We start from the raw sequence: 14,334 nt of genomic DNA, 5'->3' as shown, positions 1-14,334 counted from the left end.
AAAAAGCAATTAGTCTAAAATGTTCTGAATATCCTCTAAATGAAGCTGATAAGCCATGCTGTTTATCTTTTTAAGCAGGTAGGTTTTTGCAACAAGAACAGCTTCCTGATATTTGGTGTTTTCCATACCAAGGCAAATGCGATAAATAATGAATTGATTAGAGGAGATTTTCATGATAATGTGATTATTGCCCTCGAAAGTACCACGGCAAATGGAGTTGGAGTTGACGAAGTTCCAAAGGTCGGAGTAAGTGAGAGCAGTGACTTCGTCAGTAATAAACTGTTGGATAAGTTCATTCATATGGATACCCCCTATAGTGTATTTTCTTTAGTATAGCACATATTTCCGCATAATTCAAGGGAAAAAGCGGTCAAAGTGGGGAGTGTCGCCCATTAGCTTCATGAACTCGTATCGTAAACAACAAAATGTAGGGGACGGCGCCCCCGACGTCCCGATATCGAAGTGTCGAATTTTTTTGATTGTGACAAATTTATGCAAGCGACCGAAACGAGCGAACAATGCTCGTCCCTACCACAATTTGAGCGTTTTCTCAAAGTTTGTGTAATAAATCACAAGATGTAACGTCCAAAAAGCGGGCTGTCGAGGGCGCCAGCCCCTACATGGTTTGTTAAACAAATAAATAATGTGCGGATAATGCAGAAATGCAACAAAAAAAGAGGCAGAATACTCCACCTCTCATTTATCTGTACAAAGATTTGTACTATTATTTCTTTCTGGCCGAGCTTACCGCACGAGTTATCTCAGGCTCTGCTTCGCCACGAACACATTCAGCCGTAATCTTTATGCCAACTATCTCATCATCAGATGGCGCTTCAAACATGAGCTTTGTGAGTATCTTCTCAACTATCGCCCTAAGTCCTCTTGCTCCTGTCTTTTCTTCAATAGTCCTCTTGGCTATCTCTCGCTTTGCGTCCTCTGTGATCTCAAAATCGATGTTGTCAAGCTTGAAAAGCTTCGTGTATTGCTTGATAAGCGAGTTCTTTGGCTCTGTCAAGATCCTGCAAAGTGCGTCCTCATCAAGCTCGTCAAGGACCGTGATAACAGGAAGTCTGCCCACAAGCTCCGGTACGATACCGAACTTCACAAGGTCGTGTGGTACTACCCTCTTCATCACATTGTTATCATCTTCCTTGCTCTTGACCTTTCCGCCAAAACCAAGTGATGATGACTCTGTACGCTTCTTGATAACACTGTCAAGTCCCTCAAAAGCTCCGCCACAGATAAACAGAATGTTTTTAGTATCTATCTGTATGAACTCCTGATGCGGGTGCTTTCTGCCACCCTGTGGAGGCACATTGGACACACAGCCCTCTACTATCTTAAGAAGCGCCTGCTGTACGCCCTCACCGCTTACATCTCTTGTGATAGAAACGTTCTCCGATTTTCTTGATATCTTATCTATCTCGTCGATATAAATAATACCGTTCTGAGCCGCTTCAACATTATAATCTGCCGCCTGAATAAGCCTTGTAAGCACGTTTTCAACATCGTCACCTACATAGCCTGCCTCTGTGAGCGTAGTAGCATCAGCAATAGCAAAAGGCACGTTCAGAAGCCTTGCCAAAGTCTGTGCAAGCAAAGTCTTTCCTGTTCCTGTTGGTCCAAGAAGCAAAACGTTACTTTTCTGTATCTCTACATCATCATCGTCATTAAGTGACAAGATTCTCTTGTAATGATTGTATACCGCAACAGAAAGCGCTATCTTTGCTTCCTCCTGCCCGATAACATACTCATCAAGAACTGCCTTTATCTCCGCAGGCTTCTTAAGGGTTATACCGCTGTCAGCTGCATTTTTACCCTTGCCACGCTGCTTAGTTGTAGGAAGTCCCTCCTGCTCAGCCAGAACATTATAGCAATAAAGTACACACTCGTCACAAATGTGGCTCGTGCCTGCTGAAAAAAGTGTTCTAACCTTGTCCTCAGGCTTGCCGCAGAACGAGCATTTTCTTATTGTATCATTAGCCATTTATTTCACCGAACCTATCTGTTAGTTATTACCTTGTCGATAAGACCGTATTCAAGAGCCTCCTGAGCTGTCATATAATTGTCACGCTCAGTGTCGATGTTGATCTGCTCGATAGGCTTGCCTGTGTTCTGGGCAAGTATCCTGTTGAGCTTCTCTCTGGTCTTTACCATGTGGTCAGAATGTATCTTGATATCTGTACACTGACCAGAAATTCCGCCGCCTGCGATAAGAGGCTGATGAATGAGTATCTCACTGTTTGGCAGAGCAAATCTCTTACCCTTTGTGCCGCTTGAAAGCAGGAATGAACCCATTGAAGCAGCCATACCCATGCATATAGTTGACACGTCACACTTGATATACTGGATAGTATCATAGATAGCCATGCCGGCAGTGATTACTCCTCCAGGGCTGTTTATATAAAGGTCGATATCCTTTTCAGGATCCTGTCCCTCAAGATAAAGCAACTGTGCCACTACTACGCTTGCCACTGCGTCATCTATCTGGTCGCAGAGCATGATTATTCTGTCATTGAGCAGGCGGGAATAAATGTCATAGCTTCTCTCGCCTCTGCTTGTCTGTTCCACTACATAAGGTACCAATGCCATAAAATTGCCTCCTTAATCTATTTTCGCCCGCATAAGGTCATGCGGGCGAAAGCATAAATTATCTTACTTTATAACTGCTGCGTCCTTGATAATGTCAACAGCCTTGCCAACTGCAATATCCTTCTTAAGGTCGTCATCATGGATAAACTGCTTGATCTGGTCAACGTCAAGCTTGTAAGCCTCAGCAAGCTTATCGAACTCAGCCTTAAGCTCGTCCTCAGTTACCTCGATATTCTCAAGCTTTGCGATCTTTTCAAGTGCAAGTCTGAGCTTGACCTGCTTCTCAGCCTGCTCAGCATATGCCTTCTTTACAGTGTCGATAGTCTGACCTGTATACTGCATATAGAGATCAAGTGAGATGCCCTGTGGTGCAAGTCTCTGCTCCAGCTCGCTGATCATCTCGTTTACTCTGTTGTCAAACATAACCTGTGGGATCTCTGCTGTCATGTTCTCGATGACCTTATCGAATATCTTAGCCTCTACCTCAGAATCAGCGTGCTTCTCGTTAGCTTCCTCAAGCTTCTTCTTAACGTCAGCCTTGTATTCGTCAACTGTATCGAACTCTGTTGAATCCTTTACCATATCATCGTCCAGCTCAGGCATAACCTTCTTTGATATGCTCTTGAGCTTGATCTTGAATACAGCAGGTGCGCCTGCAAGTTCCTTTACCTGATACTCCTCAGGGAATGTTACGTTGATGTCGAAATCCTCACCGGCGTTGTGACCAACGATCTGATCCTCAAAGCCAGGAATGAACTGACCGCTTCCAAGTGACAGTGTGAAATCTTCTGCCTTACCACCCTCGAAAGCAACATCGTCCTTGAAGCCCTCGAAGTCTATAACAACGTCGTCACCGTTCTCGGCAGCTCTGTCGTCAACAGTTTCAACTGTTACATTCTTCTCTCTGAGAGCGTCAAGCTGCTTGTTGATATCCTCATCAGTTACAGGATTGACAACTTTTTCAACTTCTATACCCTTATAGTCCTTAACTTCAACCTCAGGCTTTGTGATGCAAGTTGCCTTGAGCTTTACACCGTTTTCCTTGCTGATCTCAGTTACCTCTACCTCTGGGCGAGTAACAAGTTCCAGACCTGACTCTTCAACTGCGCCGTTTACAACAGGAGCGTACAGAAGATTTACAGCGTCCTCAAAAAATACCTGCTCGCCATATTCCTTTTCGATAAGCTTTCTAGGAGCCTTGCCCTTACGGAAGCCAGGCATAGCGATATTCTTTCTTGCTTTAAGATAAGCTTTCTCTATTGCAGCCTCAAAATCCTCAGCAGAGATCTCGATCTCAAGCTCGTACTTATTGGTTTCAACATTGTTTGTAGCTTTTAAACTCATTTATTATTCCTCCATTATATAAATGTATCTTATACATTATAGCACAAATATATTGTCATTTCCAGCATTTTTTTATAAATTGTCACTTTGCACAATTTTCGTTATGTCCAATGGGTCAAAATGCAAGAAATCACTAGCTATAAGCCGATATTCCACTCCGTCACGAGTGCCGTTTATTGCATAAGCGTGGGCTCTTCCGTGAAGGTGTCCGTAAAAACACTTTTTTATGCCGTATTTATGAAGCACTTCAAGCATATCATAATTGCAGCTATTGCCGAAAAGCGGCGGATAATGCAAAAACACCACAGGCTCTAAGCCTGCCTTTTGCGCAGACTCGATAGAGAGTGCAAGTCTGCCTGCTTCCCTTGCCAGAACCTTCTGATCTGCAGGTTCACCATTATCGCTTATCCAGCCTCTCGTTCCGCATATGCCGTAGCCATCATAGCTGTAATGATTATTATGCAGGATATTTATGGTATCAAAACCGTTTTCTGCGAAAAATTTATCCATTTTATTCTTGGTGTTCCACCAATAATCATGATTGCCCTTGGATATTATTTTTCTGCCGTTGAGCTTATTTATGAACTCGAAGTCTTTTTTCGACTGCTCAAAATTCATTCCCCACGAGATATCACCCGGTATCACCACAGTATCCTCAGGACGAACTTTGTTCTGCCAGTTTGTTTCAAGCTTTGTCACATAGTCAGACCAGCCACCGAATATATCCATTGGTTTATCTGTACCCAGCGACAAATGCAAGTCGGCAATGGCAAATAGGCTCACGGTTTTTCCTCCATTCCAGAAACTTCATGTATTATCCCGACCACTCATGCACATACTACTTTTGCAGCAAAAAGCTGCAGAAGGAGCGATGTACAAATGGAGAAGGATAGAATTTACGGTATCCACTGCAACGTAGACAACTGCGTTTACAACAGCAACAACTGCGAATGTACCGCAGGCAAGATCAATGTAGGCTGTACCTGCACCGACCCTAACTGCTGTGACGAAACAGAGTGCAAGACATTCAAGGCAAGAGGCTAATTCCCCTCGCCATGGTCAGTGGACATACGCTGTGCGCTGACCTCCGCCCGACAATAGTCGGACGGGTACATATCAAATACCCAGAGCTGAGTAGATGTAGTCCTTCATATCAGCCTTGTCGATTACCTTTGTGAATCTTACTTCCTTATCCTTAAGTGCAGCAAGTGAAGCAGGGACAGGTATCTTTGAAACCTCGGCAAGCTCGTCAACAAGACCGAACTCGTCAGCGTTTGTATCCTTACCGATAGCTGCGAGAACAGAGCCTGAGAACTTATATGGGCTTGCTGTTGAAGCGATAACAGTCTTTGTCTTGTCGCCTGTAGCAGCCGCATAGTCCTTGTACACCTTCACTGCAACGGCTGTGTGAGTGTCGCAAGTGTATGAATACTCGTCATAGATCTCCTTAATGCAAGCCTTTGTCTGCTCATCGTCGCAGCAGCCTGCATAGAACTCGTCAGCGATAGCCTTCTTCACTTCGTCTGTTACCTCATATCTGCCAGTCTTAGAAAGGCTGCCGAACCACTCTCTTATCTGAGCGTCATCAGAGCCACTAAGGTGATAGAGAAGTCTTTCAAGGTTTGAAGAGATAAGGATATCCATAGAAGGTGAGATAGTTGTATGGAACGGACGATTTCTGTCATAAATACCTGTCTTTATAAAGTCTGTGAGGACGTTATTTGCGTTTGAAGCGCAGATAAGCTTATTAACAGGAACGCCCATATGCTTTGCATAGTAGCCTGCAAGGATATTACCGAAGTTGCCTGTTGGAACAACTATATTTATCTTGTCGCCAAGCTCGATCTCGCCGTCAGCAACAAGCTGAGCGTATGTAGATACATAATAGATTATCTGTGGTGCAAGTCTGCCCCAGTTGATAGAGTTTGCAGAGGAGAACATCATGCCGTTCTCAGCAAGCTTGTCGGCAGTTTCCTTGCTTGTGAAGATAGTCTTAACACCTGTCTGAGCGTCGTCAAAGTTGCCCTTGATAGCGCAAACGCCGACGTTGCCGCCCTCCTGAGTTGTCATCTGCTTTTTCTGCATAGCTGAAACGCCGTCCTCAGGATAGAACACGAGTATCTCTGTACCCTCAACGTCCTTGAAGCCCTCGAGAGCAGCCTTGCCAGTGTCGCCTGATGTAGCAACGAGGATAACTACCTTCTTGTCAACGCCAAGCTTCTTGATAGAAGTTGTGAGCAGATATGGAAGTATCTGGAGAGCCATATCCTTAAATGCACAAGTTGGACCATGCCACAGTTCGAGCATATAAGTGCCGTCAAAAAGGTGAGCAAGCTCTGCAATATTGTCAGTATCGAAATTCTTTGTGTTGTAAGCACCCTCTACACAGTAGCGTATCTCAGCCTCTGTGAAATCTGTGAGGTACTTTGAGAAAACGAAAAATGCTCTCTCAGCGTAGCTTTTTTCGCCAAGAGCCTTGATATCATCAAGTGTTATGGCAGGTATCTCAGACGGAACGAAAAGACCGCCGTCCTCAGAAATGCCCTGTGCTATCGCCTGTGCAGACGAAACCTTTACTTCGCTGTTTCTTGTACTTTTGTAAAACATAAACAACAACCCTTCTTGTTTTAGATGTCCGACAGGTGTCGGCTATTTACAGACCATTTGTTCAGATAACGTCTAACATTCCACGTCACGGGCGAACAGTGTTCGCCCCTACAGACACAGTTCGTTCGGCATATCCGACCCATGGTCTTTATTTCATACTTGCATCAAAAGCGTTCACATAATATCTCAGCTTTTTGACTCTGCCGTTCTCCAGCTCCACCGCCGCAACATCGAACCGACAGCACACAGGCTCTAAAATCCCCTTACAAAAAGCCTGTGCTGTCTGAACGATACGCCGCTGCTTGACCGGATCAACAGCCTCTTCAGCGGAGGTAAGAGAGCCATGCTCCCTAGTTTTGACCTCCACGAAGGCTATGATATCCGCTTTCTCTGCGATTATATCTATTTCACCGCCTCTGACGGTAAAATTCCTCTTTATTATCTCATACCCGTGTCTTACAAGAAAGCCGCAAACTGCGTCCTCCCCGATATTGCCCGCCTTTCGGCGCTGGGTATGGTCAATGCCCATTTTTCTTTGCATAATACTTTTTGAGAAAACTCATTCTATGTATACCGCATGGTCCATACTGGTCTATCATCTGATAGTGGAGCTTTGTGCCATAGCCCTTATGCTTCTCAAACCGATACTCAGGATATTGTTCAGCCATTTGCTCCATATACCTGTCCCTTGCGACCTTTGCAAGAATTGAAGCCGCCGCCACTGCCTGACTTTTGGCATCTCCCTTTACCACCGCTATGGCAGGACATTCAAGCCCCTCAGGGGTCTTGTTCCCGTCGATAAGGCAAACGTCAGGCTTTGTGTCCATATCCTCCACCGCTCTTTTCATTGCAAGCATTGCGGCGTTAAGTATATTTATATCCTCTATCTCTTCCACTGTTGCGGTCTGTATAGAAAAGTCAACTGCTTTTTCCATTATCTCATCAAAAAGCTCCTCACGCTTTTTCGCTGTAAGCTTTTTGCTGTCGTTTATCCCCTCTATAACTGTGTCCTTATCAAATATCACAGCCGCTGCAAACACATCTCCTGCAAGAGGACCTCTGCCGGCTTCATCGCAGCCGCACACCACGTTATGATCTTTTCTTATCTCGTTGTCAAACTCGCTGAGCGTCATATCAATACCCCTTTGGCTTTTCAAGAGTAAGTCTGCCGAGAGTACCGTTTCTGAACTCGTCCATAACTGTAATGGCTGCCCTTTCGGTATTTATCTCTCCGCCAGAAACTAAAAAGCCACGCTTTCTGCCTATTCTTTCAAGAAGCTCAAAGCCTACCACACAGCCGATGGTTTCCTCGTCAGCAGGCTCTATATCATCTGTTCTGATGCCATAACGTTTCTCGATAAGCTCAGGATAGTTCTCTTTCAAAAACTCAAGCAGACGACAGGCAAGATATTCCATGTCCATGATATCGTCCTTGACTGCACCTGTAAATGCGAGCCTTTCGCCAACAAGCTTATCCTCAAACTTAGGCCACAGCACACCTGGCATATCCAAAAGTTCAAAGCCCTCGTCAAGCTTCACCCACTGTTTACCTCTTGTAACACCGGGTCTGTCCTCAACTTTTGCAAGCCTTGACCCTGCAAGTCTGTTTATAAATGACGACTTACCAACGTTTGGTATACCGACTATCATTATTCTTATAGGTCTGCCAGACATACCCTTGGCATTCCATTTCTCAATATCGTCCTTTAAAAGCTCTTTGAGCTTTCCATAAAACTTGCTTACGTTTTTGCCGCTCCTACAATCTGTAGCAAGTGCTGTGATCCCCTGTTTTGCATAATAGTCGAGCCACATTGCCGTTACTTCCGGATCGGCTGAATCAGCCTTGTTGAGAAGCACAAGCCTTGGCTTTGAGCCTACGATACGCTTCATTTCAGGGTTTCTGCTTGAAAACGGGATACGAGCGTCAGTTATTTCCACAACTGCGTCCACAAGCTTTAGATTTGACGCCATTATGCGGCGTGTTTTTGCCATATGTCCAGGAAACCACTGAACGTGAGATACTTCGCTCATATCTTCCTCCTTACTCTAACTCAATCTACCTTACCAATGCCCTCATCATTGCCTGCCGCAAATCGAAACAGAACTCTGCCGACTATCTCGTCATAAGGCACATATCCTATTACACGGCTGTCTGTGGAATGATTTCGGTTATCGCCCATTACAAAGCAACATCCTGCAGGCACTTCATATTCATAAACTTCACTTTCTTTATTATAGTATCTTTCATCAAAATACTCGTCATCAAAGCTGCCGTCGCACTTAATATAGCTCTCATCAAGCACTGCTCCGTTGACCTTGACTATAGCCGACTTGTTGTCTATCTCGACCTTTTGCCCTTCTAAGGCAATGATACGTTTGATTATCCTATTGTCAAGAACAGACGAGTTGACCACAACTATATCACCCTGCTTTGGCGTATAAAGCAGTTTTGATATAACAAGAGAATCATTTTCAAAAAGAGTGTCCTGCATTGACTGTCCTTGTACATTCACTGTTCTAAACACAAAAGTAAAAACAAGCACGACCACGAACATTGCCATGACTATGATCTCAAGAAAGTCGAACAGATTATCAACAGCTCTTTTACCCTGCTTTTTCAACTTACCTTACCAAAGCTGTCAAATGGATAAAGCCTTAAAACTGCCTTACCAAGCACGTCAGACGGGTCGATAAAGCCTATCCTTCTGCTGTCTGTGGAATTATTTCTGTTATCACCCATGACAAACAGCTTGCCCTCAGGCACGTCATACTCAAAAACATTTTCTTCCACTTCATATTTCTCATCAAAGAGATTTGTGTTATACATAGCTTCCCTGATATTGTCATTTGAAATGACCTTACCGTTTACTGTAACGGTGTTGTTATTATAATCAACGACAACCTTATCTCCACCGGTGCCGATAACACGCTTGATTATAGTTTTGCCGAGCTTTTCGCTGTTGATAACAACGATATCGCCCTTTTTGGGTGTATAATTTATGTGAGTGATTATAAGTCTGTCCTGATCCTGCAAGGTCTCACGCATAGAAGGACCCTGAACAAGAACTATCCTGAAGAAAAAAGTAAATATCAGGATCACCACAAACATAGCGAACACGAAAGATTCAGCCCATTCAAAGACCTCGTCCATAACATTCACGGGCTGTTTTTCCTTTAGGTCGTCAGGGGCGGCTTTTTTAGCCTTGTCAATATCCTCCTGAGAAACGTCGCCGAATTTTTTATTATCGTCCATAAAAGCCTCGATCCTTTATCCAAAGGCGGCAAAAGCCGTCAAATACTCATATAGATTTATTATATCAAATTTCAAAACAAATTACAAGGGGGTGAGATAAATTTCTTTTTGATATTGCCTAAAAAAACTTTGACAGATCAAAATTCATGGCAAAGTCATCATACCACGACAGATCGCAGCCTTGTCTTTCTTTGGGCTTTGCCGCAGTCTTTCTCTTTGAATCATTGTCAAGCCAGCCTGAGATTATGCGGTATGGGTCTGTGCAGTGCCTGCCCTTGGTAAACAGCCATTGAGATAATTTAGATATATAGCTCTCTAAAGACAGACCGACAGACCGACACCTGCTTTCAAGCTCGTTATACTGCTCTGATGTGAGCATTATATTTTTGTGTGTGCCGAAAGACCTGACGACAGACTTCGCTGTCCCTGCGTCTTTCTTTTTCTCTTTATCTATAGCTTTATCTTTGTCTTTATCTGTATCTTTGTCTATATCTATATCTGTATCTTTGTCTTTATCTATATCTATATCTTTATCAGCTTTTTTTGCTTTTTCTGAAAACCTTTTGGTTTGTGAAAAAGCTTTTGGTTTTTCTGCGGTATCATTTATACCCTGAGGTTTTTCTTCTGCATTATCTGCTGATGCAGCTGTCTGCTCAGCTTTTTCATCAGTATTCCCTGACTCATCAGACTTTTTAGGTCTGCCGCCCTTTTTACCGCACTCGCTCCTTTGAGCACACATCTCTTCCCATGCAATGCCGTCACGCTCGATAGCGGCCCTCATCATAAGAAACGCTATCTTTGTTCCGCCTGACAGCTTTGGTGTTTCTCCCCTCTTTGCATAAGCAAACAGCGCCATGACAAGCTCGCCTATCTCTTCGCTGCTGTCAAGCGCCTGAAAAATGTCCTCCCAGTCTTTGTAAAGCATGAACGCTTTGTTGTCTGTGTGAAAATTCTTTGCCATTTTTATCGTCCTTTCTCTGTGAAGCAGAGGAAATTATCCCCCTCTACTTATCCAGAAAAAAAGGCGTTTTGTTGCATAAAAAATGCAACAATTGCAGAAATGTTGCCAAATTAAAATATAAATCATTTGTTTGCACAAATCGAATACCGACATTTTGTGCAATGTGACGGTGAAATGTCATGCGATTTTGCGGCAAGACAAACTATCCCAAATAATCTGTAGGGGCGAACAGTGTTCGCCCATGCTCAGAACTTGTACAAATTCAGAACTGTAGGGACGACGCCCTACATGGTTTGTGAAAATATAACGAATGTACGAATATCATAAAATTGTCGGGCGATATATGCAGGCGAACGCTGTTCGCCCCTACCGTATATCGTGCGAACAACTCAGTCGTGGATATAAAAAAAAGAGCCGACCAAAGCCGACTCGTTTTTTATAGAAAGAATTATCTGATAGCTTCCTTGACCTTAGCTGCCTTACCAACTCTGTCACGGAGATAATAGAGCTTAGCACGGCGAACCTTACCGCTACGTACAACCTCTACCTTTTCAACTACAGGTGAATGAACAGGGAAAACTCTCTCGATTCCACAGCCGTGAGCTACTCTACGAACTGTGAATGTCTCGTGGATTCCACCGTGCTTCTTAGCGATAACTGTGCCCTCGAATACCTGGATTCTGGACTTGTCACCCTCTGTAATTCTTACGTGTACCTTTACTGTATCACCAACATTGATAACAGGTGCCTCGGATTTAAGGCTTGAATTAGAAATCTGCTTTAAAGCGTCCACTTTAAATTCCTCCTTAATATTTTCAGACATTCATTCGCTTTATAGCAGCTATCGCTGCAAAGCCAGAGGACTGCCCGCTTTAATGTCGTGCCTTTCGTTCAAAGGCGTGGCATTAACTCTCGTCGGAAGAACCGACGGTAATTCAAATGCTTTAATATTATACCACATCTCAAAACCTTTTGCAAGGATATTTATATAAAATTTTCGCCATTTGTCATGAGTATTTTTGTACGTTCTGTATAAATTTCCGATATTTCTATACCATAACGCTCACAGAACGTGTCTATGACTACGTTCACATTAAGATTGAAAGAGCTTCCGCACGGCAGCCTTAATGTCACCTCAAAGCTGTCCTCTAGCTCTTTGCTGTCAAGCACTGTGATATGTGGCTTTATATCCACAAGATTGATAGTCTTTTTCTTGGTTCGCTTTTCTATCTCTATCTTGTCAAGTGCTATGAAGTTGCCGAAAAGCTCCGCCACTTCATGTACGCTCTTATCCGTTTTCAGCCTTGCCACATACTCCGCCGCTGTAATGTCGGTATGCTTATGCTCAGGCTTTGAAACGCTCACTATCTCCAGACCAACAGGCGTTTGTGCATTCATTCGCTCCAAAACCTCGCTGTATGGGATATCCTCGGTGAGAGCAAAGTCCATTATCTCTACCCTGCTGTCAGTGCCAAGGGGCAATGCAAGCGGGAACATTATATACACATGGGGATTGAAACCCTGAGTGTGCCATATTGGCAGGTGCGCCCTTTTGAACACTCGCTGAAAGGCTCTCATAAGGTCAAGGTGGGAAATGTATTTCGCCCTGCCTGTTTTTGAAAATACCGCTCTGTATTCAAATCTCTCCAAACGGAGATTTACATTCTTCGGCTCAGCGTTTGCCACAGTAAACACCTCCGTATTCGCATTTTATGCCACAGCCTGAACAGCCCTCTTTGCAGTTTCGTGTAGTCACTGCCTGATGTGCTTTCTTGTTCTCACGAACGAAAAACTCGTGGCTCACAAGATAATCAAGGTGCGACCATGGCGCTATCTCGTCATAAGAACGTCTGCGGTGAGCATAGAAGCTTGTATCAAGCCCGCACTCCTCAAATGCTTCCTGCCACTTGTCAGCCTTGAAATGCTCGTCCCAGCCGTCAAGATAGCAACCCTTTTTCCATGCGGTGTATATCGCCTTACCAAGGCGTCTGTCACCCCTTGCAAGAACTGCTTCCAATATAGATGTATAGGATTGGTGAGTGCTAAGGCGTATCTTACGGCTTGTAAGACTTTTGAAAAGATGTTCCTGTTTCTCTTTTATCTCCTCGGGAGTTGCCTGTGGCTCGAACTCGAACGGAGTAAAAGGCTTTGGTACGAATGTTGCAGTAGAAACTGATATCTGCACGCTCTTGCCACGCTTTTCTTTTGGTGTTTCGTAATAAAGGTCAAGAACTTTCTGCGCAAGCTTTGCGATACCCTCAACGTCCTCCAGCGTTTCCTCTGGCAGACCAAGCATGAAATAAAGCTTCACAGTGCTGTATCCGCCCTCAAAGGCAGTGCGACAGGTACGCATTATCTCCTCTTCGGTGATGTTTTTGTTTATGACGTCACGCAGACGCTGAGTGCCTGCTTCTGGAGCAAAGGTCAGACCGCTTTTTCTTACGGACTTTATTTTCTCCAAAAGCTCTTCACTGAAATTGTCTATTCGCAGCGACGGCAGTGAAAGGTTTATCTGCTCGCCGTCGGTATATTCCACAAGATTTTCCAAAAGCTTGTTTATCTCTGTATAGTCGCTTGTTGACAGTGACGAAAGAGAAACTTCCTCATAGCCTGTCTGCTCACAAAGGGACTTTGTTTCGTTCTTTATGGTGTCGATGCTTTTCTCTCTGAAAGGTCGGTAGATAAAGCCTGCCTGACAGAATCGACAGCCTCTTATGCACCCTCTCAGTACCTCAACCACCGCTCTGTCATGGACTATCTGAGTGAACGGCACAACAAAACCCTCAGGGTAATATACCTTATCAAAATCCTTTATAACACGCTTTTTGACCCTAGCAGGTGCCTCAGGGACGTTTGGCGTGATAGACTTCACAGTACCGTCCTCATTGTAATCCACGTCATAGAAAGACGGAACATAAACACCCTCCAGCTTTGCGGCTTCTCTTAGAAACTCCTGCTTAGTAGGCTTCAAAGGCTTCATTCTCTCATAAAGTTCAAGAAGCTCAACGTTGACTTCCTCACCCTCGCCAAGAATGAACAGGTCGAAAAAGTCAGCCATAGGCTCAGGGTTGCAGGCACACGGACCGCCTGCGATAACAAGTGGTGTAAGCTCAGTTCTATCCTTTGCAAGCACCGGCACACCTGCAAGGTCGAGCATTTCAAGCACATTATTATAAGAAAGCTCATACATGAGCGTAAAGCCGATGAAGTCGAAATCCTTTATAGGGTCAAGGCTCTCCAGTGCGTAAAGAGGGATATCGTTCTCACGCATGAGTTTGTTATAGTCCTCCTCAGGCATGAAAACACGCTCGCACCACCAATTTTCACGGGCATTTTTCAGACCGTAAAGTATCTTCATGCCGAGGTGTGACATACCAACCTCATAAGTATCAGGAAAACAGAAAGCGAACCGCACGTCCACCTTATCCTTATCCTTTACAACGCTGCCCACCTCGCCGCCTATATACCTAGACGGACGCTGCACTTTAAGCAACAACTTTTCTATTTTCTTTTTTAATTCTTCCAAAGTTTTATCCTCCGATATTGAATGTCTGTACTATCTCACCGCACCCAGCAA

General features: G+C 44.2%; 16 protein-coding genes. 1 reads left to right on the top strand and 15 read right to left on the bottom strand.

The features are described 5' to 3' along the window. Window positions 1-9: 9 nt before the first annotated feature. The 5 genes from QVO88_RS01185 to QVO88_RS01165 all read right to left on the bottom strand — a co-directional run bounded on the left by QVO88_RS01185 (window position 10) and on the right by QVO88_RS01165 (window position 4,719). On the bottom strand, window positions 10-300 hold the full coding sequence (locus QVO88_RS01185; RefSeq protein ID WP_022286705.1) for a hypothetical protein: 291 nt from the start codon (window positions 298-300) through the stop codon (window positions 10-12). 424 nt (window positions 301-724) lie between these two features. Then, entirely contained in the window at window positions 725-1,987 is a 1,263-nt protein-coding gene (gene clpX / locus QVO88_RS01180; protein WP_022286704.1) for an ATP-dependent Clp protease ATP-binding subunit ClpX, read from the bottom strand. A gap of 14 nt (window positions 1,988-2,001) precedes the next feature. Next, complete coding sequence (gene clpP, locus QVO88_RS01175) at window positions 2,002-2,592, bottom strand: ATP-dependent Clp endopeptidase proteolytic subunit ClpP (protein ID WP_022286703.1); 591 nt, start codon at window positions 2,590-2,592, stop codon at window positions 2,002-2,004. Between the two features lie 63 nt (window positions 2,593-2,655). Continuing rightward, window positions 2,656-3,936: a trigger factor gene (gene tig / locus QVO88_RS01170; protein ID WP_022286702.1), complete on the bottom strand. Its 1,281-nt coding sequence runs from the start codon at window positions 3,934-3,936 to the stop codon at window positions 2,656-2,658. 72 nt (window positions 3,937-4,008) lie between these two features. Beyond that, complete coding sequence (locus QVO88_RS01165; RefSeq protein ID WP_022286701.1) at window positions 4,009-4,719, bottom strand: metallophosphoesterase; 711 nt, start codon at window positions 4,717-4,719, stop codon at window positions 4,009-4,011. 96 nt (window positions 4,720-4,815) lie between these two features. On the opposite strand from QVO88_RS01165, the gene QVO88_RS01160 reads away from it, so the two are divergent. Beyond that, a complete protein-coding gene (locus QVO88_RS01160; RefSeq protein WP_022286700.1) occupies window positions 4,816-4,980 on the top strand; it encodes a DUF1540 domain-containing protein in 165 nt (54 codons plus the stop codon). Window positions 4,981-5,052: 72 nt separating this feature from the next. On the opposite strand, the gene thrC is transcribed toward QVO88_RS01160, so the two are convergent. The 10 genes from thrC to QVO88_RS01110 form a co-directional block, all read right to left on the bottom strand. Further along, the gene (gene thrC, locus QVO88_RS01155) at window positions 5,053-6,543 is read right to left on the bottom strand and encodes a threonine synthase (RefSeq protein WP_022286699.1); all 1,491 of its coding nucleotides are present in this window, start codon (window positions 6,541-6,543) and stop codon (window positions 5,053-5,055) included. Window positions 6,544-6,691: 148 nt separating this feature from the next. Continuing rightward, complete coding sequence (locus QVO88_RS01150) at window positions 6,692-7,084, bottom strand: YraN family protein (protein WP_242991939.1); 393 nt, start codon at window positions 7,082-7,084, stop codon at window positions 6,692-6,694. Then, window positions 7,062-7,676, bottom strand: coding sequence for a ribonuclease HII (locus QVO88_RS01145; RefSeq protein WP_022286697.1), 615 nt, complete (start codon window positions 7,674-7,676; stop codon window positions 7,062-7,064). The genes QVO88_RS01150 and QVO88_RS01145 overlap by 23 nt, the downstream gene beginning before the upstream one ends. Window position 7,677: 1 nt before the next feature. Beyond that, window positions 7,678-8,574, bottom strand: a complete 897-nt coding sequence (gene ylqF, locus QVO88_RS01140; protein ID WP_022286696.1) for a ribosome biogenesis GTPase YlqF — start codon at window positions 8,572-8,574, stop codon at window positions 7,678-7,680. Between the two features lie 20 nt (window positions 8,575-8,594). Next, window positions 8,595-9,164: a signal peptidase I gene (gene lepB / locus QVO88_RS01135; RefSeq protein ID WP_022286695.1), complete on the bottom strand. Its 570-nt coding sequence runs from the start codon at window positions 9,162-9,164 to the stop codon at window positions 8,595-8,597. Next, window positions 9,161-9,796 (bottom strand): signal peptidase I, encoded by a 636-nt coding sequence (gene lepB, locus QVO88_RS01130; RefSeq protein ID WP_022286694.1) that lies wholly within the window; start codon window positions 9,794-9,796, stop codon window positions 9,161-9,163. The genes lepB (QVO88_RS01135) and lepB (QVO88_RS01130) overlap by 4 nt, the downstream gene beginning before the upstream one ends. 118 nt (window positions 9,797-9,914) lie before the next feature. Beyond that, a complete protein-coding gene (locus tag QVO88_RS01125) occupies window positions 9,915-10,757 on the bottom strand; it encodes a DUF6291 domain-containing protein (RefSeq protein ID WP_022286693.1) in 843 nt (280 codons plus the stop codon). Between the two features lie 448 nt (window positions 10,758-11,205). Continuing rightward, window positions 11,206-11,550, bottom strand: a complete 345-nt coding sequence (gene rplS / locus QVO88_RS01120; RefSeq protein WP_022286692.1) for a 50S ribosomal protein L19 — start codon at window positions 11,548-11,550, stop codon at window positions 11,206-11,208. Between the two features lie 191 nt (window positions 11,551-11,741). Next, complete coding sequence (locus QVO88_RS01115; protein ID WP_022286691.1) at window positions 11,742-12,443, bottom strand: TIGR03936 family radical SAM-associated protein; 702 nt, start codon at window positions 12,441-12,443, stop codon at window positions 11,742-11,744. Continuing rightward, complete coding sequence (locus QVO88_RS01110) at window positions 12,430-14,283, bottom strand: TIGR03960 family B12-binding radical SAM protein (protein WP_022286690.1); 1,854 nt, start codon at window positions 14,281-14,283, stop codon at window positions 12,430-12,432. The genes QVO88_RS01115 and QVO88_RS01110 overlap by 14 nt, the downstream gene beginning before the upstream one ends. Between the last annotated feature and the right edge of the window lie 51 nt (window positions 14,284-14,334).

It is taken from the genome of Ruminococcus sp. CAG:57 (assembly GCF_000435935.1).
Lineage (GTDB): Bacteria > Bacillota > Clostridia > Oscillospirales > Ruminococcaceae > Hominimerdicola > Hominimerdicola aceti.
This window is presented reverse-complemented; position numbering and strand designations above follow the sequence as displayed.

Coding starts and splice junctions, on each gene's coding strand:
- QVO88_RS01185 (WP_022286705.1), bottom strand. CDS start 300: ATGAATGAACTTATCCAACAGTTTATTACTGACGAAGTCACTGCTCTC.
- clpX (WP_022286704.1), bottom strand. CDS start 1,987: ATGGCTAATGATACAATAAGAAAATGCTCGTTCTGCGGCAAGCCTGAG.
- clpP (WP_022286703.1), bottom strand. CDS start 2,592: ATGGCATTGGTACCTTATGTAGTGGAACAGACAAGCAGAGGCGAGAGA.
- tig (WP_022286702.1), bottom strand. CDS start 3,936: ATGAGTTTAAAAGCTACAAACAATGTTGAAACCAATAAGTACGAGCTT.
- QVO88_RS01160 (WP_022286700.1), top strand. CDS start 4,816: ATGGAGAAGGATAGAATTTACGGTATCCACTGCAACGTAGACAACTGC.
- thrC (WP_022286699.1), bottom strand. CDS start 6,543: ATGTTTTACAAAAGTACAAGAAACAGCGAAGTAAAGGTTTCGTCTGCA.
- QVO88_RS01150 (WP_242991939.1), bottom strand. CDS start 7,084: ATGCAAAGAAAAATGGGCATTGACCATACCCAGCGCCGAAAGGCGGGC.
- QVO88_RS01145 (WP_022286697.1), bottom strand. CDS start 7,676: ATGACGCTCAGCGAGTTTGACAACGAGATAAGAAAAGATCATAACGTG.
- ylqF (WP_022286696.1), bottom strand. CDS start 8,574: ATGAGCGAAGTATCTCACGTTCAGTGGTTTCCTGGACATATGGCAAAA.
- lepB (WP_022286694.1), bottom strand. CDS start 9,796: ATGGACGATAATAAAAAATTCGGCGACGTTTCTCAGGAGGATATTGAC.
- QVO88_RS01125 (WP_022286693.1), bottom strand. CDS start 10,757: ATGGCAAAGAATTTTCACACAGACAACAAAGCGTTCATGCTTTACAAA.